This is a genomic window from Leifsonia stereocauli, from assembly GCF_038432415.1.
Taxonomy (GTDB): Bacteria; Actinomycetota; Actinomycetes; order Actinomycetales; family Microbacteriaceae; genus Orlajensenia; species Orlajensenia stereocauli.
The window spans coordinates 1,398,118-1,415,165 of the sequence record NZ_JBCAUN010000001.1; the positions used below are offsets into that span (position 1 = coordinate 1,398,118).

The window sequence follows — 17,048 nt, forward strand, 5'->3', positions numbered from 1 at the left end:
CGCTAGCCCGCTAGAGCCGCGGACCGCTGAGTCCGGTGGCCGACCTGTCGCTCGGCTTGCCGATCAGCCACCAGGCGATCACGCCGAGGAACGGGGCGACGATCACGATGAGCGCCCAGAGCGCCTTCGCCGTGGCGTCGAGGCCCGACCTGCCGATCTGCACGAGCGCGACCGCCCACACCACCACCAGGGCGATCATGGGCAGGAGGATGAGCAGGTGCCAGCCGGTGAGATTGTCCATCAGGCCATCCTGTCGGCTCCACCGTCGTCGCCACCAGTCCCCCGGCGTATCGAGCGTCGCGGCGTCGCTGCTCGGCATCCGTCCTGACCGCGGCATCCGACCTGCGGCATCCGTCATCGAACCCCCACCGCAGCGCCCCGTGCGAATGTGCACCGAATCGGCAGATGTCGTGGAACGCGGGTGTAGGCATGAACCATGAACCGCATCACGTCTCGCAAGCGGGTGACCAGGGTGACGCTCGGGTCACCGCGCACGGTCCGCGACGATCTCCTCGCCGTGGAGGAGCCCCTGGAGATCCGCGTCGGAGGCACGGCGCTGGCCATCACCATGCGCACGCCGGGTGCCGACTTCGACCTCGCGGCCGGCTTTCTCGTGTCGGAGGGCGTGATCTCGCGCGGCGACGAATTCGCGGCGGCGCGCTACTGCGCCGGCGCCACGGACGAGGGCCTCAACACCTACAACGTGCTCGACGTGACCCTCGCGCCGGGCGTTGCGGCGCCGCATCCGAGTCTCGAGCGGGCGTTCTACACGACCAGCTCGTGCGGGCTCTGCGGCAAGTCGAGCATCGACGCCGTGCGCACGAGTTCGCAGCATGCCGTCTCCCATGACGACCTCGTCGTCGATCCGGCGGTGCTCGTGAGCCTCCCCGAGCAGCTGCGCGCCGCCCAGGCGGTGTTCGAGAAGACCGGCGGACTGCACGCAGCAGCCCTCTTCGACGGACGCACCGGACGGATGCTGGCGCTGCGCGAAGACGTCGGCCGCCACAACGCCGTCGACAAGGTAATCGGCTGGGCAGTGAAGGAGGACCTGCTCCCCCTGACCGGCACGGTGCTCATGGTGTCGGGTCGAGCCAGCTTCGAGCTCACTCAGAAGGCGTCGATGGCCGGCATCCCTGTTCTCGCGGCAGTATCGGCCCCGTCGTCGCTGGCCGTCGACCTCGCCTCAGAACTCGGCATCACCATCGTCGGGTTCCTCCGCGGCGAGAGCATGGTGGTGTACTCGCGGGCGGATCGCATCGCGACGGATGCGGCGACGGATGCCGCTCCTGCCGCAGCTCCCGGTGCAGCCCCTGCGGCGAGCGCCGCCGCACTCGTGAGCGCGGTGGTCGCATCATGAGCCGCCGTCCTCCCGTCGATGACGTGACGGATGCCGACCTCGAGGTCGGAGCACCGAGCAGCTGGGCGGCCGGCGTGCCCGGCATCCTGCACGCGATGGAACCGGCGGTGCAGCAACTGGGCATCACCCGCACCATGAAGCTGCTCGCGACCCTCAACCAGAAGGGCGGCTTCGACTGCATGAGCTGCGCCTGGCCGGACCCCGACCACCGCAAGGTCGCCGAGTTCTGTGAGAACGGGGCCAAGGCCGTTGTATGGGAGGCGACGCCGGTGCTCGTGCCGAGCGCGTTCTGGGCCGAGCACTCCATCGACGACCTGCTCGACAAGAGCGAGTACTGGCTGGGCATGCAGGGTCGTCTCACCGAGCCGGTCTACAAGCCGAGCGGCTCCGACCACTACGAGCCCGTCACGTGGGACCGCGCCTTCGAGATCATCGCCGCGAAGCTCACCTCACTCGGCTCCCCCGACGAGGCGTCGTTCTACACGTCTGGCCGCACCTCGAACGAGGCGGCCTTCCTGTACCAGCTGTTCGTGCGCGCCTACGGCACCAACAACCTGCCCGACTGTTCGAACATGTGCCACGAGTCAACGGGCACGGCCATGGGCGAGACTCTCGGCATCGGCAAGTCCACCATCGCCTACGACGACTTCGAGCATGCCGACCTCGTGATCGTGCTCGGGCAGAACCCGGGCACCAACCATCCGCGCATGCTCACCGCGCTGGAGGACGCGAAGAAGAACGGCGCTCGCATCGTCGCGGTGAACCCCCTGCCCGAGGCCGGGCTCCGGCGCTACAAGAACCCGCAGACCGCTCGCGGGCTGGTGGGGCGCGGCACCGACATCGCCGACCAGTTCCTGCAGATCAGGCTGGGCGGCGACATGGCGCTGCTGCAGGCTGTGTCGAAGCGCGTGCTCCTCGCTGAGGCATCCGCCCCAGGGACAGTGCTCGACCACCAGTTCATCGCCGAGCACTGCAGCGGCTTCGACGCCTTCGCCGCAGCCATGGCCGAGGTCGACGAGGATGAGGTGCTCCTCGCCACCGGTCTCTCGCTCCAGCAGATCGACGAGCTGGCGGATGCCTACATCAGGGCGGACCGCGTGATCATCACGTGGGCGATGGGGATCACGCAGCACCGCAAGGCAGTCGAGACGATCAAGGAGATCGTGAACCTGCTGCTGTTGCGCGGCAACATCGGGCGCCTCGGAGCCGGCGCCTCCCCCATCCGCGGACACAGCAACGTGCAGGGCGACCGCACGATGGGCATCTGGGAGCAGATGCCGGATCGCTTCCTCGACGCTCTCCGCGACGAGTTCCACTTCGAGCCGCCCCGGCGCCACGGGGTCGACTCCGTCAACGGCATCGCCGCCATGCAGCGCGGGGAGATCAAGTTCTGGATGGGGATGGGCGGCAACCTGGTCGCCGCCATCTCCGATACCAATCTCGCCGAGGCTGCCATGCGCGGCACGGAGATGACAGTGCAGGTGTCGACCAAGCTCAACCGCTCGCACGCCGTGATCGGCACCGAGGCGCTCATCCTGCCGACGCTCGGCCGCACCGAGATCGACATCCAGGCATCCGGACCCCAGTTCGTCTCCGTCGAAGACACCGTCTGCGCCGTGCACGGCAGCCACGGCCAGGTGCCGCCGGTCGCCGCAGGACTGCTCAGCGAGGTGGCGATCGTGGCCCGACTCGCGCAGGCCACCCTGGGCAACCGTGCCGCGGACGTTCCCATCGACTGGGCAGCGTTCGAGCAGGACTACGACGTGATCCGCGAGCACATCAGCCACGTGGTTCCGGGCTTCGAGAACTACAACGAGCGCATCCGCACGCGCGACGGCTTCGTCCTGCCCAACGGTCCGCGCGACTCCCGCACCTTCGCCACGGCGACGGGCAGGGCCATGCTCACCGTCAACACCCTCGAGCACGTGCAGAGGCCAGACGGATGCCTGTTGCTGCAGACCCTGCGCTCCCACGACCAGTACAACACCACCATCTACAGCCTGAACGACCGCTACCGCGGTATCAAGAAGGGCCGCGAGGTGGTCTTCATCAACCCGCTCGACCTCGCCGAGCTCGGCCTGGTCGATGGTCAACGCGTCGACGTCATCACCGAGTGGGACGACGCCGTGGAGCGCTCGCTGCGCGGCTACCGCGCAGTCTCCTATCCGACCGCGCGCGGATGTGCGGCCGCGTACTTCCCCGAGGCGAACGTGCTCGTTCCGCTCGCCAGCACCGCCGTCGGCAGCAACACCCCGGTGTCGAAGGCGGTGCTGGTTCGGGTGGTGGCTGCGGGCTGAAGCGCCCCGCTGAGTCCGCCCGCTCGCGACCCCGTCCCGCCCGCAGAGGCCCGACGAAGTCGCGGCCGAAGCGCAATCCGCCCCCACCGACGCGCCGCGCCCTTTCCCGGGGTTGCGCACCACCTCTGTTGGCGCACCGCCCCGCGATATGGCGCACGGCCGCATGGCCGCGCAATGGTCAACGGGTCTGCCGATCAGCGACTGTCGATGACCAGATGGGGCGGCATTCTCGCTCTGTCGGCCGAAGCATGTGGGCCACTACGATGAGCGCGACGCGCCTCGAGCCGTGCATCGATCGGTCTACGCGGAGCGCGAGGAATGGAGTGAGCACCCATGAGCGACGCCCAGATTCCGCAGACTGGCCAGACCGACCTGCCGCAGCCGCAGCCGAAGCCCGCGGCGGGGGTCAGCAGGGCGGCTCTGTTCTGGATCGGTGCCGCCGTCGTCGTACTCACCTTCTGCGCGTCATTCCTCGGAGCATGGTTCGCTCGATCCGCCGACGCGACGGAGGCGACAGCCACGGCAACGACCGCCCCGGCCGTCGACGACGTCGCCTACGAGGAGGCGATCGCCGAGATCCTCCCCGCCGGATCCGCCGTTCGTGCCGGCACCGGGGTTCCGGAAGCGGGCAAGGGCTACGAGGGCGACGTGTACATCGACATCGCCACCTCGAATGTCTACCTGTTCAAGGACGGCGCGTGGACACTCGTGGGCAACATCCGCACCTCGGCGGCCGAGAACCTCACCGGCGCAACCGGCGAGACAGGGGCGACGGGTGCCACTGGCGAGACCGGTGCCACGGGCGAGACAGGGGCCACAGGCGAGACAGGGGCCACAGGCGAGACCGGAGCTCCCGGTGCGCCCGGAACCCAGCTGACACTGGGCCTCGGTGCACCGGTCGACGACAAGTGCACGACCGACGGCGACGTGTACATCGACACCGAGACTGTGGAGTTCTACGAGTGCAGCGAGGGCGAATGGGCCCTCTTCGGTCCGACTGATGCTGTCGCACCGACGCCGAGCCCGGAACCGACGACCGACGGCGAGTGAGGCCGAGCGACGGCCCTGCCGGTCAGTCGCGGTCCGTGGGACCACCGTCGGTGGGGTCGTCGTCACGTCGCCAGACCCGCACGGCGGCGATCACCGCGACCACCAGCGATCCGCCGAGTATCACGATCGCCACTCCCCACATCAGGAATTCGGGCATCAGTTCGCGTCCTCGGTCATGCCGCCAGAGTAGCCGCCCTCGGCGTGCAGACGGCACGCCGTTCGCCCGGCTGCCCATGTGGACACTGAATCCGGACAGACTCCCGACCGGTCAACGCTCGGCCAGCTCTACCCACGGCACGTCGAAGTGCTCGACTGTCGTGTCCCGGTCGATCAGGTAGCGGCCGTCCTCCGGGTAGAACACAGCGGCCGCGATGTCCGCACCGGCGAAGGCGACGATGTCATTGCGAGAACGCCACAGCGAGAGAGTCCTCACCTCGGTTCGCTCGTCCTCGTCATCGCGGTAGAGCAGCACAGCGCCCAGATTGCCGGGCGTCTCGCGGTATTCGCGCAGCCCGGTCCCCTCCAGATAGTCGCGGTACGGCTCGCGATCCACGGTTCGGATCCAGCCGGTCCAGCTCCTCAGCACAGTCGATTCGGCAGTCAAGATGACCTCCAATCCCAGCCCGTCGACGCTCGAAGTGCGACGGGCCGCGGCGTCCAGTCAACCCAGTCCACGACACGGTGTCACTGCAGCGGTCGCGCTGTGGCGGAATGGTGCGGGTATCTGTCCGTCACGGCCCTTCGGTGCGTCGCGCCTCGGGCTGGCTCTCGGGCTGACGCTCGGGGTTGCGGCGGCGCTTCGACGCGGTGTAGATGCGCTCGACGATCCAGAGCAGGATGCCGATGCCCAACAGGACGAGCGCGATGGCGTACTGGCCGGCCGGCCGGCCCGATGTCCACGGGAACACCAGGTACAGACAGGTGATCGCGCCGATGATCGGCAGCACGCGCGGAGTGCGGAAGTGCTTGTGGTCGACGGGCTGGCGCCGCAGCACCAGCACCGTCACGTTGACGACGGCGAACACGGTGAGCAGCAGGAGCGATGTGGTGCCTCCCAGCAGGGCGACGATCGAGCCCTCTGCGTCGAGGGAGACGTAGGCGACCAGGCCCACGGCGAGTGCAGTCGTGAACAGGATCGCCGCCCACGGCGTCTGGCGCTTCGGAGCGACCTTGCCGAGGAAGGGAGGCAGCACGTTCTGCCTGCTCATGCCGTAGAGAAGGCGGCTCGCCATCATCATGTTGATCAGCGCGGTGTTCGCCACGGCGAACATGGAGATGAACGGCAGCAGGTCGTTGATCGGGAAGCCCGGGGCAGCGGCCTCGACGGCCGTCACGAGGGGAGTCTCACTGCCGACCAGCTCCCCGATGGGAACCAGCGCGACCACGGTGATCGACACCAGTACGTAGATGATCGCCGCGATGCCGAGTCCGCTCAGCATCATCTTCGGGAAGATACGGCTCGGGTCCTTCGTCTCCTCGGCCATGTTGACCGAGTCCTCGAAACCGACCATCGCGAAGAACGCCAACGAGGTCGCGGTACTCACTGCGAGCAGCACGTTCTTGTCCTCCGGGGTGTCGAAGGCCACCACTTGCGACCAGTCCGCATTGCCCCCGGCGATCGCCCACATGCCGATGAGGATGACCAACAGCAGACCGGAGAGCTCCACGAGGGTCAACACGACGTTGAGCCAGACGCTCTCGCTCACGCCGCGCAGGTTGACAAGCATGATGAGCACGATGAACGCCAGCGCGATGAGCATCGTCGTGACTGTGTCATCCGGGATCTTGAAGGCCACGAGAAGGTTCGCCGCGAACGCTCGTGATGCCGTCGACGCCGAGGTGATACCGGAGGTCATGACCACGAAGCACACGATGAACGTGAAGAAGTGGATGCCGAAGGCCTTGTGCGTGTACAGCGCCGCGCCGGCTGCCTGGGGATACTTCGTCACCAGCTCCAAGTAGGAGAAGGCCGTGACCGTGGCCACTCCGAACGCGAGGAGGAAGGGCAGCCAGGCGGCACCCCCGACCTCAGCCGCAACCTGGCCGGTGAGGGCGTAGATGCCGGTGCCGAGGATGTCACCGACGATGAAGAGGAGAAGCAGGCCGGGCCCCAAGACCCGTTTCAGCTCAGGCTTCTCGGGCTCGACTGTCTTGACGACTTGTGTCCAGGACGGATCGCTCATGGTGGCCCCCTTGCCTTGGACCCACCCGACCACATCTGGCCCGCGACGGCAAGCCCCGCGGGGACTGTTGGGCTCTACGGATGCGGGATCAGATCGGAATAGGCAGCGAGGACGAATCCCGCCCCATCACCGCTGGCGGCGGCGACGCGTGCCAGCGGGCCAGGCCTTCTTGTTCGCCTCGTCGAGGGTGCGCAACGCTTCAGGGTCACCGTTCCCGCCGCCCAGCGTCTGGATCGCCACACGACCCCACTCCACACAGGAGAACCACGTCCGCATCAACCAGTTGAGCATGGCGGGCAGTCTAACGACCGGTCCTGACGAACCGCACTGCCTCCGGCCAGAGCCACGGAGCGCCCGGCGTCATTCGCGAAGAGCCGGTCGTTCTGCAGGTCTCAGTGAGCGACGTTGGCCGGTTGGTTCCGTCTGACCAGCCGTGACACCCCGGCCACGATCGCGACGATGATCAGACCGAGAACGAGCCCGAAGACGGCCGACACTGCAGTGTCAGCCAGCCAGACGACGACGGGCCCGGCAGCCTCGATCGCGTGCGTCGCCGACTCGAGGATGTCGTGGGGCGCGGTCCAGAACGTCTCGCCCAGGTTCGCGATCACCAGGTGCCCGCCCACCCACAGCATGGCGACGGTGCCGACGATGCTGATCACGCGGAACACGGCAGGCATCGACGCCACGATGCGGGCACCGCTGCGTCGCACGCCCTTCGCGGGACTCTTCATCAGTCTCAGTCCGATGTCATCGATCTTGACCAGCAGCCCGACTGTGCCGTAGACGAGCACAGTCATGCCGAGTCCGATGGCGGCCAGCGCTGCGAGTGTCATCCAGATCCCGAAATCGGGATCGAGGCTGTCGAGCGCGATGAGCATGATCTCTGTACTGAGAATGAGGTCGGTGCGGATGGCGCCGAACACGAGTTTGCGCTCGTCGCGCGGCTCTGCCGCCTCACTGGTGTGATGGGCGCCGAACCATTCGGTGACCTTCTCCGCACCCTCGAAGCACAGGTACGTGCCGCCGATGATGAGGAGGAAGGGCAGCACCCAGGGCGCGAAGGCCGAGAGCAGCAGTGCGACCGGGATGATGATGACGAACTTGTTGAAGAGGCTGCCGAGCGCGATGCGCCAGACGACCGGTAGTTCGCGCGCTGGCGTGAGGCCCTGGACGTACTGCGGTGTGACGGCGGCATCATCGATGACGACGCCGGCGGTCTTCGCACTCGCTTTGAGGGCGGCGGTGAGGACATCGTCCACGATCGCGAGCAAGCCGACCGACATGTGTGTTTCTCCTTGGGCGAGAGCGCTGACCTGCTGTCAGGGCGTCGACAACGGTGCCCACAGTATCGTGGCGGGCGCGGGATTCCACTGGCCATCCCGGCCGCACGCTGGAATGCAGTGCCCATTGTCAGCGAGCGGACGCGGTGACACCGGTCACCACTCAGCGAGTGCCCGCCGCAGTGTGACCATGTCGGAGTCGGGAAGTGCGAGCGCGATCGCCTCGCCGACAGTGAGGTCTGCGCCCTGGCTTTCGCCGGCCGCGACCGCCGCCGGATCGGCCTCGCGCGCCGCGTCCAGCTGAGGGGTATGCACCCGGAACGCCTCTGCATCGAAGACGCCGATGCGATGACGGATAACGGCTGCCGCGGCCGAGAGCGCGCCGGCACGCTCTCCATCACCACGAGCGGCCGCCACGGCGCAGAGTCCCTCGAGCCCGTAGGCGATGCCTTCCTCGTGGTGCAGGCGGATCGAGATCAACAGCGTTCGCACGCACGCGTCCTCGGCGGCATCCACATCGCCCCGAATCAGCAGCAGTCGCGCCTGATGGTTGCCGGCCACGGAGAGTGTGAAGAGGTCCCCGCTCGCCTCTGCGACCTCCGCGGCGCGGTTGAAGCGTGTGAGTGCGTCGTCCGGCGAGCCGAGCAACCATGCCAGGCGCCCGCGCGAGACCTCGGTGATCGCCTCGGCCCAGGTGTTGCCGACAGCGTGTTGGCGCTCGGCAGCGTCGGCGAGCTCCCGCCCCGCCGTCTTCACGTCGGGTGTCGGCAGCTGAAGTCGCGCCGTCGCGCGTGCGGCGAGCGCCATCGACGCCGCATCCTCATCGCCGCTCTCGGTGAACAGTCGCAGGCATTCGGCCAGGCCGGCCACCACGCCCTCCGAGGGCCTCTGCCACATCTCTCCCCACAGGGCCAGGAACCAGGCGACCGCTCTGGTGTGCTGCGTGATCGGCAGCTCCTTGCCCAGCAGCTCGAGCATCCAGACTCGCACCTCGGCGAAGAATCCCGCGATCCACCAGTAGATGAGCAGGTTCCAGGCGAAATCACCGGCGTCATCGAGGCGGTCGGTGTAGATCAGGTGGCGCACCGCCGCGCGCAGGTTGGGCAGCTCCAGTCCCAGCTGCGCGACGGCATCGGCCTGCCCGAGACCACGCAGCTGCGGAGCGGTGCGGGCGACGAAGTCGCGGTAGTAGTCGGCGTGCGCCGCGCGCATGGCATCAGCGTCTCCGGCGACCTTCAGACGACCGAGGGCGTACTCGCGCACGAGGGCGAGCAGCGAGAAGACCACCCGGCCGTCGATCTCGCTCTGCTTCACGAGTGAGGCGTCGACGAGTGACTCCAGACTGTCCAGCGCCATCCCGTCCCACCGGCGGCCGGCGCCCAGCGCCTCGACGGCCTCGAGCGTGAAGCGTGTGGCGAAGACTCCGAGGTCCTCCAGCAGCGCGCGGTGGGCTTCGGGCAGCAGGCTCACGCCCCAGTCGATCGTCGCCCGCATGGTGCTGTGCCGCTCGGGCATGTCGCGCACCGTGGCTGTGAGCAGCGGCAGGCTCCGCTCGAGACGCTCGGCGATGCCGCGCGGTGTCAGCAGCCTGACCTTCGCCGCCGCCAGTTCGATGGCCAGCGGCAGGCCCTCGAGGCGTCGGCAGATGTCGGCGATGTCCGGTGCGTTCTCCTCAGTGATCGCGAAACCGGGTTTCACGGCCGTCGCTCGGTCGACGAAGAGCATGCAGGCCGCGGAACGCAGTGTGCGGTCGAGGGTGGCAGCGCCGACGCCTTCGGGCGTCGACAGCGCGCCGACCTCGTAGACCTGTTCCCCGCGGATCCGCAGCACGATGCGGCTCGTCACCAGGAACGTGGCGAGCGGTGCCGCCGCGTAGAGGCGCACCAGCACCGGTGCGGCATCCACGATCTGCTCGAAGTTGTCGAGCACGATGAGCACATGGCGCCCCGCCAGCGCGTGCGCGATGCGCTCTTCGAGGGCGGCTTCGCCGTTGTCGCGTATGCCGAGGGTGTAGGCGATCGTGGGAACCAGCAGGCCCGGCTCGAGCACGCCCTCGAGCAGTGCGAAGTAGATGCCGTCGGGGAAGAGGTCCTCGACGGCACGCGCCGTCTCGATCGCCAGTCGACTCTTGCCTATCCCGCCTGGCCCGATCATGCTGACGACTCGGCTCTCGCCGTGGCGCAGCAGGTCGCGCAGTCGCTCGAGGTCGCCCTCACGGCCGATCGTCGCGGTGTACGCAACCGGGATCTTCTCGATCGCCGAGGGCGTCGCCGCCGACAGCTCGGTGTCACCGGCGACCCGGGAGTCATCGAACCTCTCAGCGAGCAGCGCCGCGAGGTCGCCGGCGACCTGGTCTTCGAGGTCGGCCGCGCTCTCGAACGGGAGGTACGCGGCGGTGTCGTCGGATCGGATGCGGTCGATCAGACCGTCGAGCCGCGCATCGCGCTGCGTCGACGCCTTGATGTAGATCAGCTTCGGCATCGACTTCGGCGCGAGGTTGTACTCGTCCTCGAGGCCGGAGACGTTCTCGTCGGGCGCGACCCAGCCGTAGCTGTCGCCGTAGATGCCGATGAACACGTCTGATTGCGCCAGATAGGCGCGGTACAGGGCTCGTGGTGGGTGAGGACGCGCGCCCAACTCGAACATCACGGGCGCGAGGCGTAGCCGCTCGATCGCCGCACGCACCGCGTGCCGCTCGTCCGCGAGCTCTCGAAGTGTCGAGCTCACGAACACCCGGATCCGCTGATCGGGTGTGCGGATCGCGGGCCTGACGGGCCCTGTCATGTGCATATCATGGCGCGACCAGCGGTTGTAGCGCCACGGTTTGGCGTGAATTGGTGCGATCACGCACTCGCCATGCTCAACACCTCCGCGCCCTGCACTGACACCTGCCCTGCCCGAATGCTGGTCCGCTCTCGGAGAGTCGCCACCGCTCCCGGGTTAGGCTCGGGCGATGCACACGATCTACCTTGTGCGGCACGCTGAAGCGGAGCCCGGTGAAGCAACTGATCCCGGCCTGTCAGCGGCGGGTCGGGAACAGGCGCGGGCATTGGGGCGTCGGCTTGCGGTCGAGCCGATTCGCACCGTGCTTCACAGCCCGAAGGCCCGCGCTGCGCAGACGGCGCTCACAGTGGCGGCCCACCTGCCGTCTGCCCATGTGGAAGCCACCGACCTTCTGGACGATCGGACGGCAGTGCCGTCTGCCTCCCGCCTTCGCGAGTACCCGCCTCATCGCCATGCCTGGCTCGCGGAGGTGCCCGAAGTCGAGCAAGACATCGACGGGCACTGGATGACGAGTGCCTGGAACCAGCTCTCGGCGCCGGGCCCGGAGGGGGCCGTGCTGCTCGTCACCCACGCATTCGTCGTGGGGTGGTTCGTCAGGGAGGTGCTGGGCGCTCCCGCGGAAGCGTGGTTGCGACTGATGCCGGTCCTGAACGCGGGGCTATCGATCGTCGCCAGCAACAGTCACGGGGAGCGCACTCTGACACTCTTCAACTCCGTGGACCATCTCTGACGGCTCCGATCGTGTTCATGATCCACTGAAGAGCACCGGAAGGAGTTGCAGACCGATCGCGCTTGCGACGAATCGATGACGTCGGTTGCTGGTCAGCTGCGCCACCCAGTCGAAGACTCCGAGATCCACGATCTCGTGAAACCTGCCGGCTCTGTCGTAGACGCCGTAGCCGATGCGGAGCCCGTGGCGCTGTTCCGCCTCCTCGACGGCGCTCTTCCATCCGTTCATCATCCACCACGAACCAAGCCCGCAATCGGACCCGCTTGCGGACGTTCTCCAACTCGAGCGTCACCGCAGAGTTCGATCTGCGAACGAGCCAGGGGCACCAGGGGTCGCTTGCAGACGGGACGACGAACGGCTCCGCACCAGGGGCGGTAGGCTCGGGCCGGTGAGCAATTCCGACGTCCTGGCGATCACGGTCGAGGTGTTCTCATGGATCGGCTTGGGAATCGGTATCCCACTGTTCGTCAGTGCCTTGATCTGGCGTTCTGGCTCCTGGAGCTGGCGGAGGGTCGACGTCGAGATCGTGGGACCCGTCGGAGGCGACGGGCCTCTGGCGGCGCGCTGGTTCGCCGACGACCGGTTGCACGAACGCGCACTGGCGCCGACCGAGGGCGCAAGCATCCCTGACTTGGACGCCGCCACAGGGTACGCGGACAACCGCGGGCGCCTGCGCTTCAACCGGCACAACGCGGCGTCCCAGGCGATGTGGACTTTGTCCCTGATCTTCCTCACACTCGGCGTCGTCGCCTTCGTGGTCTCAGTGCTCCTTCCGTTCTTGACAGGATGACAACGGGCGCGCCGACGCGATGGAGGAGCCGGTTGGCAGCGTGCTCGACAGCCCGGTCGTCACTGGTCAGATCTCGACGCGCGATCCCATCAAGATGGTGTGGTCTCGCGGCAGGTCGAAGTATTGTGCGGCGTCGGCCGCCCCGCGAGCCGTCGCGAGGAAGAGGGGTTTGCGCCAGCGGGCGAGGCCCGGCACATTTCCGCGATGCAGGTCGATGGTCGAGAGGAAGTAGGTCGCGTCGTCCAACTCGAGCGGCATCTCGAGGCGGTCTGAGCTCAGCGCGCGAAGCGCCTCGGGGATATCGGGTCGTTCCATGTAGCCGAATCGTGCTTGGACGAGCTCGATGCCATCGTCACTGAAGTTGAGTGGGTCCGTCGTGAACCGCTCCTCGGGCGGGACCGTCGGGGTCTGCGCGGTCTCGATGGCGAGGATGACCACGTGCTGATGAAGTGACCCGAGATGCTCGACGGTGGAACGCATCGCCAGCGGCGTCGTGACTCTCCCGCGGTTGAGGTAGATGGCGGTGCCGGGCACCCGAACGACGGCGATCGTGCCGTCGTGAAGCCCTGCGAGGAAGTCGTCCAGCGAACCCTCCTCACGCTCCCGTTGAGCTGTGACGATCTGGCGTCCCCGGTACCACGTCATCAGGATGAGGTAGGCCACCACGGCGATCACCAAGGGCAGCCAGGCTCCGCTGACGAGCTTCGTGAGGTTCGCAGCGAAGAACAGCAGCTCGAGGGCGAGCAGCAGCCCGCCGCCGCCGATGATGAGCCACAGCGGCGCGCGCCAGGTCTTGCGAGCGTAGTAGAGGAACAAGGTCGTGGTGATGGTGATGGTGCCTGTGACGGCCATCCCGAACGCGTAGGCCAGCGCGGCCGACTCGCGGAAGGTGAGGACGAGCACGCCGACTGCGATGAGAAGGATCCAGTTGATGATCGGCACGTAGACCTGACCGATGGTGCTTGCCGACGTGTGCTCGATGCGCAGCCTCGGCAGGTAGCCCAGTTGTACCAGTTGACGCGCCACGGAGAAGGCACCGGTGATGACCGCCTGCGACGCGATGACGGTCGCGAGCGTGGCCAGTATCACCATCGGAATCTGCAGTGGGCCCGGGATGAGGAGGAAGAACGGGCTGGACAGGGCGGACCGGTCGTTGAGGATGAGGGCACCTTGGCCGAAGTAGCTGAGGATGCAGGTCGGGAACACGAGGATCAGCCAGGCACGGGCGATCGGCAGACGCCCGAAATGGCCGAGATCGGCATACAGCGCTTCAGCGCCCGTGATGGCGAGTACGACCGCGGCCAGGGCGAAGAACGCGATGGATGGATGCGCCACCGCGAACCCGACCGCGTAGGTGGGCGACAACGCGAGCAGGATCTCCGGCTCGCGGGCGATGCCCAGAATCCCGAAGGCTCCGATCGTCAGGAACCACACGACCATGACCGGCCCGAACAGGCGACTCACCGCTGCAGTTCCGAATCGTTGGAAGAAGAACAGTATGAAGATGATGACCAGCGTGATTGGGATGACGAAGTCGGCGAGTTGTGGAGCTGCCACCTTGAGTCCTTCGACGGCGGAGAGCACCGAGATGGCTGGGGTGATCATGCTGTCCCCGAAGAACAGCGACGCTCCGAAGATGCCGAGGCCCACGAGGATCATCTTCGTGCGGCGCCGACCGCCGACCATCTTCTGCCCGATGAGGGTCAGCAGCGCCATGATGCCGCCTTCCCCTTCATTGTCGGCGCGCAGGATCAGCCCGACATAGGCGATCGTGACGATCACCGTGACCGACCAGAAGATCAACGAAACGATGCCGTACACGCTGTCGATCGAGACGGGAACGGGATGCGGGTCGGCCGGATTGAACGCGGTCTGGATCGTATAGATCGGGCTCGTGCCGATGTCCCCGAAAACAACACCGAGAGCTCCCACGACGATTGCCGTCTTCGCGAAGCGAGATTCGGCAGCAGCCATCGCATCAGTATGTACTGCCGCCATCACCCAGTCCACCAGACACCCGGCTCAACGGTTCGGAATTGTTGTCCAATGAATTGGGCGAACATCGCGTTGCATTCGAGTCCGAGCGCCTCACCATCCGGACTGATGCTGCGCCAGAAGATCAAGGATGGGCCTCGACAGACCCCTACCTCGCGACGGTTCGGACCGAATGAGGAATCACAGCCGCGCAGTTATGGTGATCGCCTGCATGGTGCTCTCAAGGCGACCTGAGCCGAACCTCGCGACCAAGGCCTGCGCCGCGTCTGCCGTCGCTGCCTGCAGACCGTCGGCTTCGCGCGACTCGATCTCCGCCCGCACCGGGCTGCCTTGACACACTCCGATCGCCGCATCGAGCGCTGCGTCTGCTCGACTGGGCAGGGTCACCGTCTCGGCGGCGACCTCAGAGAAGCCGGATTCGATCAGTTCTGAACGGATCAGGTCGACGTCGAAGTACCCGAACGGCACGCGTTCGATGAAGGACGGAGGATCGTCGGGATACCGTGCCGTCAACGCTTCCGCGATGATGCGTGTGACGTCGTTGACCGCGAGGCTGTCCCAAACCGTGAATATGAAGGCGCCGTTGCTTGCCAATACTCGGGCGGTTTCTTTGTATGCCCGAGTTCGCTCGGGAAAGAACATCACCCCGAACTGGCAGGCGACGAGATCGAAGCTGTTTCCTTCGAAGGGCAGCGCCATCGCGTCGCACTGAGTCCAGGTGGCGTGACTGGCTCCCCGCGTCGTGGTGGCGACGTCGATCATCGCCTGATTCAGATCCGTGGCCGTGATGGCGGTGTCCTCGCCGAGGATCCGTTCCAGCTCGCGGGTGACGACCCCGGTACCGGCGGCAGTCTCGAGCAGCCGCCGCGGGGCGAGCGGTTCGATGCGTTGCGCGATGTCAACCGCGTAGGGCTCGAAGAGCAATGGCGAGAGATAGCGCTCGTACAGGACCGGGATGGAGCCTTCGAAGGCGGCATCAGACCTCGGCATGATCACTCCTCGTGCAAGGCAGGTACGGCTCGGTGCCGACCGGTGCCGGTACGCACAGTATGCGCGTCATTGGAGAGCCGGCGCCAGGGACCACACCCTTCCGGTGCGCCGGGAGGACTGCAACGGCCGTGCCAAGTCAGTTCACCGGCTGGGCGTCGGCGCGGTCACGCTTGCTCGCGCCGTTCGGCCAGGAGGAGCCGGTTCGAGAAAGTGGCCGCTGCCTGGGCACAGTGACGGGTTCTTGATGAGTGGATCATCGTGTACAACCAAAAAAGTCCCGGAAACCCTTGAGTTTCCGGGACTTTGCGGTCGGGCTGACAGGATTTGAACCTGCGACACCTTGAAGGCTGTAGCCTTAACTCGGTTTTCGCCGAACGTCTCCGAAAACTCGCGGATTCCCTTGTGTTTACAGGGAACCGAGCGGTTCGCTAGCTCTGATTCTACCCGGTCGTCGGGGGTCCCTCACGGGTCAATCTGATGGGTAAATGATGGGATGATCACCGGCCGTGTCGTCGCCCCGAGAACCGGCACTAGCCAAGGCCAGGCCAGCCGGTCACCCGTGGCGTAACAAGTGCCCGTAAGACGATCCGTCAATGGGACAGATCGCCATCTGCCCGGTTCGGAAGCCGGGCCGTCTCGGAATCAGTGAGCGGTGGACGTCCCGGTATATCCGTCTGGCGACGTATGTATTCGCTTTCGGAGGGTCGGTCGGACAACCACGGCCATTCGTCGTCGCGCGGATAGTCCGAAAGCACGGCGTCCTTAAGACCCAGTTCAGTCCGCATGGCATTTCGGAGAACACCCAAGAGGTCTTGCGCGCGGAACCAGCCCGGGTAGTAGTTGATGAACGAGCCGCGCTTCTCGAGCACTACGGTGATCTCCATTAAGGCACCGGAGACCCGATCAGCAAGGTCAGCCACTTCAGCACCCGCCACAAGTTGAACGTCGCTCAGTGCAGGTTGCAGCTTCTCGTCCCAGCGAATGAAGAAGTCCGTGAGTCCCTCCGCGAGGACAGCTTCGTCTTCGTCGCCAACTTCCTCATCCCCCTGATACGGAAGGAATAGTGCGACACCGTCGATTTCTCGAAGCATCGATTGGCTGAGCACCAGAAACGCTGCATACACCTTGCGCCGATCGGCGAGCCAGCGACGATCATCCTCGGCGGCAAGGCGTCGCCGTTCCGCAGACCGCCCTAACCACGTGGTCATCAGCCCGCCCACAATCGTGCCGATCACACCGAAGCTGCCGGCGACCACGACAGTGAGCAACTCAGGAGACACAAGTCGACAATATGCCGTCACCAGCTGCGGACCACGACGACATTCGCCCTTTCACGAGGAAGGTCCTGCAGATCGCCCAGATGGACCCCTCGGGCCATGAGGGAGTATTCGCCTCGCGCGAGCGGCTGGCGTACGACTATCGGGCCGGCGTCGATAGTAGGGAACACGGGATCGCGCGCTCGGGGGAACACCTGCTAAAGATCATGGGCAAGTCGCCCGCTCACCCGAAGGTCTACGACGAAGCGGAGCGAGCGGTGAAGGAGTGGGCGGCGCGCTGACAGAGCTGACCACTCGCTGACCATCGAGCGG

General features: G+C 66.5%; 17 protein-coding genes. 6 read left to right on the forward strand and 11 right to left on the reverse strand.

What is annotated here, in order from left to right; translation table 11 throughout:
* Positions 1–10: 10 nt before the first annotated feature.
* Complete coding sequence (locus AADV74_RS06815; protein WP_342112707.1) at positions 11–241, reverse strand: PLDc N-terminal domain-containing protein; 231 nt, start codon at positions 239–241, stop codon at positions 11–13.
* 195 nt (positions 242–436) lie between these two features.
* Here AADV74_RS06815 and fdhD point away from each other — a divergent pair, with 195 nt between their 5' ends.
* The 3 genes from fdhD to AADV74_RS06830 all read left to right on the forward strand — a co-directional run bounded on the left by fdhD (position 437) and on the right by AADV74_RS06830 (position 4,704).
* Positions 437–1,357, forward strand: a complete 921-nt coding sequence (gene fdhD, locus AADV74_RS06820) for a formate dehydrogenase accessory sulfurtransferase FdhD (protein WP_342112708.1) — start codon at positions 437–439, stop codon at positions 1,355–1,357.
* Complete coding sequence (locus tag AADV74_RS06825; protein ID WP_342112709.1) at positions 1,354–3,654, forward strand: FdhF/YdeP family oxidoreductase; 2,301 nt, start codon at positions 1,354–1,356, stop codon at positions 3,652–3,654. The genes fdhD and AADV74_RS06825 overlap by 4 nt, the downstream gene beginning before the upstream one ends.
* A gap of 333 nt (positions 3,655–3,987) precedes the next feature.
* A complete protein-coding gene (locus AADV74_RS06830) occupies positions 3,988–4,704 on the forward strand; it encodes a collagen-like triple helix repeat-containing protein (RefSeq protein ID WP_342112710.1) in 717 nt (238 codons plus the stop codon).
* 22 nt (positions 4,705–4,726) lie between these two features.
* On the opposite strand, the gene AADV74_RS06835 is transcribed toward AADV74_RS06830, so the two are convergent.
* The 6 genes from AADV74_RS06835 to AADV74_RS06860 all read right to left on the reverse strand — a co-directional run bounded on the left by AADV74_RS06835 (position 4,727) and on the right by AADV74_RS06860 (position 10,954).
* Positions 4,727–4,861: a hypothetical protein gene (locus AADV74_RS06835; protein WP_342112711.1), complete on the reverse strand. Its 135-nt coding sequence runs from the start codon at positions 4,859–4,861 to the stop codon at positions 4,727–4,729.
* A 111-nt stretch (positions 4,862–4,972) separates the two neighbouring features.
* Positions 4,973–5,308, reverse strand: coding sequence for a hypothetical protein (locus AADV74_RS06840; protein WP_342112712.1), 336 nt, complete (start codon positions 5,306–5,308; stop codon positions 4,973–4,975).
* A gap of 127 nt (positions 5,309–5,435) precedes the next feature.
* The gene (locus tag AADV74_RS06845) at positions 5,436–6,887 is read right to left on the reverse strand and encodes an APC family permease (RefSeq protein ID WP_342112713.1); all 1,452 of its coding nucleotides are present in this window, start codon (positions 6,885–6,887) and stop codon (positions 5,436–5,438) included.
* Between the two features lie 126 nt (positions 6,888–7,013).
* The gene (locus AADV74_RS06850) at positions 7,014–7,178 is read right to left on the reverse strand and encodes a hypothetical protein (RefSeq protein ID WP_342112714.1); all 165 of its coding nucleotides are present in this window, start codon (positions 7,176–7,178) and stop codon (positions 7,014–7,016) included.
* A 101-nt stretch (positions 7,179–7,279) separates the two neighbouring features.
* A complete protein-coding gene (locus AADV74_RS06855) occupies positions 7,280–8,173 on the reverse strand; it encodes a DUF808 domain-containing protein (RefSeq protein WP_342112715.1) in 894 nt (297 codons plus the stop codon).
* 153 nt (positions 8,174–8,326) lie between these two features.
* Positions 8,327–10,954, reverse strand: coding sequence for a DUF4062 domain-containing protein (locus tag AADV74_RS06860; RefSeq protein WP_342112716.1), 2,628 nt, complete (start codon positions 10,952–10,954; stop codon positions 8,327–8,329).
* Between the two features lie 169 nt (positions 10,955–11,123).
* Between AADV74_RS06860 and AADV74_RS06865 the strand changes: the two genes are divergently transcribed.
* The gene (locus tag AADV74_RS06865; protein ID WP_342112717.1) at positions 11,124–11,684 is read left to right on the forward strand and encodes a histidine phosphatase family protein; all 561 of its coding nucleotides are present in this window, start codon (positions 11,124–11,126) and stop codon (positions 11,682–11,684) included.
* A 15-nt stretch (positions 11,685–11,699) separates the two neighbouring features.
* On the opposite strand, the gene AADV74_RS06870 is transcribed toward AADV74_RS06865, so the two are convergent.
* Positions 11,700–11,915 carry a hypothetical protein gene (locus AADV74_RS06870; protein WP_342112718.1) on the reverse strand — a complete coding sequence of 72 codons (216 nt, stop codon included), beginning with the start codon at positions 11,913–11,915 and terminating at the stop codon, positions 11,700–11,702.
* Positions 11,916–12,072: 157 nt separating this feature from the next.
* On the opposite strand from AADV74_RS06870, the gene AADV74_RS06875 reads away from it, so the two are divergent.
* A complete protein-coding gene (locus tag AADV74_RS06875) occupies positions 12,073–12,474 on the forward strand; it encodes a hypothetical protein (RefSeq protein WP_342112719.1) in 402 nt (133 codons plus the stop codon).
* 66 nt (positions 12,475–12,540) lie between these two features.
* Here AADV74_RS06875 and AADV74_RS06880 read toward each other — a convergent pair whose 3' ends face one another.
* From AADV74_RS06880 to AADV74_RS06890, 3 genes are all read right to left on the reverse strand, one after another.
* On the reverse strand, positions 12,541–14,448 hold the full coding sequence (locus AADV74_RS06880; protein ID WP_342112720.1) for a potassium transporter Kup: 1,908 nt from the start codon (positions 14,446–14,448) through the stop codon (positions 12,541–12,543).
* A gap of 201 nt (positions 14,449–14,649) precedes the next feature.
* Complete coding sequence (locus AADV74_RS06885) at positions 14,650–15,459, reverse strand: class I SAM-dependent methyltransferase (protein WP_342112721.1); 810 nt, start codon at positions 15,457–15,459, stop codon at positions 14,650–14,652.
* A gap of 590 nt (positions 15,460–16,049) precedes the next feature.
* Positions 16,050–16,739, reverse strand: a complete 690-nt coding sequence (locus tag AADV74_RS06890) for a hypothetical protein (RefSeq protein WP_342112722.1) — start codon at positions 16,737–16,739, stop codon at positions 16,050–16,052.
* Positions 16,740–16,750: 11 nt separating this feature from the next.
* Here AADV74_RS06890 and AADV74_RS06895 point away from each other — a divergent pair, with 11 nt between their 5' ends.
* Positions 16,751–17,017, forward strand: a complete 267-nt coding sequence (locus AADV74_RS06895; protein ID WP_342112723.1) for a hypothetical protein — start codon at positions 16,751–16,753, stop codon at positions 17,015–17,017.
* Positions 17,018–17,048 lie beyond the last annotated feature (31 nt).

Coding starts and splice junctions, on each gene's coding strand:
- AADV74_RS06825 (WP_342112709.1), top strand. CDS start 1,354: ATGAGCCGCCGTCCTCCCGTCGATGACGTGACGGATGCCGACCTCGAG.
- AADV74_RS06865 (WP_342112717.1), top strand. CDS start 11,124: ATGCACACGATCTACCTTGTGCGGCACGCTGAAGCGGAGCCCGGTGAA.
- AADV74_RS06880 (WP_342112720.1), bottom strand. CDS start 14,448: ATGGCTGCTGCCGAATCTCGCTTCGCGAAGACGGCAATCGTCGTGGGA.
- fdhD (WP_342112708.1), top strand. CDS start 437: ATGAACCGCATCACGTCTCGCAAGCGGGTGACCAGGGTGACGCTCGGG.
- AADV74_RS06835 (WP_342112711.1), bottom strand. CDS start 4,861: ATGCCCGAATTCCTGATGTGGGGAGTGGCGATCGTGATACTCGGCGGA.
- AADV74_RS06860 (WP_342112716.1), bottom strand. CDS start 10,954: ATGACAGGGCCCGTCAGGCCCGCGATCCGCACACCCGATCAGCGGATC.
- AADV74_RS06830 (WP_342112710.1), top strand. CDS start 3,988: ATGAGCGACGCCCAGATTCCGCAGACTGGCCAGACCGACCTGCCGCAG.
- AADV74_RS06870 (WP_342112718.1), bottom strand. CDS start 11,915: ATGATGAACGGATGGAAGAGCGCCGTCGAGGAGGCGGAACAGCGCCAC.
- AADV74_RS06815 (WP_342112707.1), bottom strand. CDS start 241: ATGGACAATCTCACCGGCTGGCACCTGCTCATCCTCCTGCCCATGATC.
- AADV74_RS06845 (WP_342112713.1), bottom strand. CDS start 6,887: ATGAGCGATCCGTCCTGGACACAAGTCGTCAAGACAGTCGAGCCCGAG.
- AADV74_RS06855 (WP_342112715.1), bottom strand. CDS start 8,173: ATGTCGGTCGGCTTGCTCGCGATCGTGGACGATGTCCTCACCGCCGCC.
- AADV74_RS06895 (WP_342112723.1), top strand. CDS start 16,751: ATGCCGTCACCAGCTGCGGACCACGACGACATTCGCCCTTTCACGAGG.
- AADV74_RS06850 (WP_342112714.1), bottom strand. CDS start 7,178: ATGCTCAACTGGTTGATGCGGACGTGGTTCTCCTGTGTGGAGTGGGGT.
- AADV74_RS06885 (WP_342112721.1), bottom strand. CDS start 15,459: ATGCCGAGGTCTGATGCCGCCTTCGAAGGCTCCATCCCGGTCCTGTAC.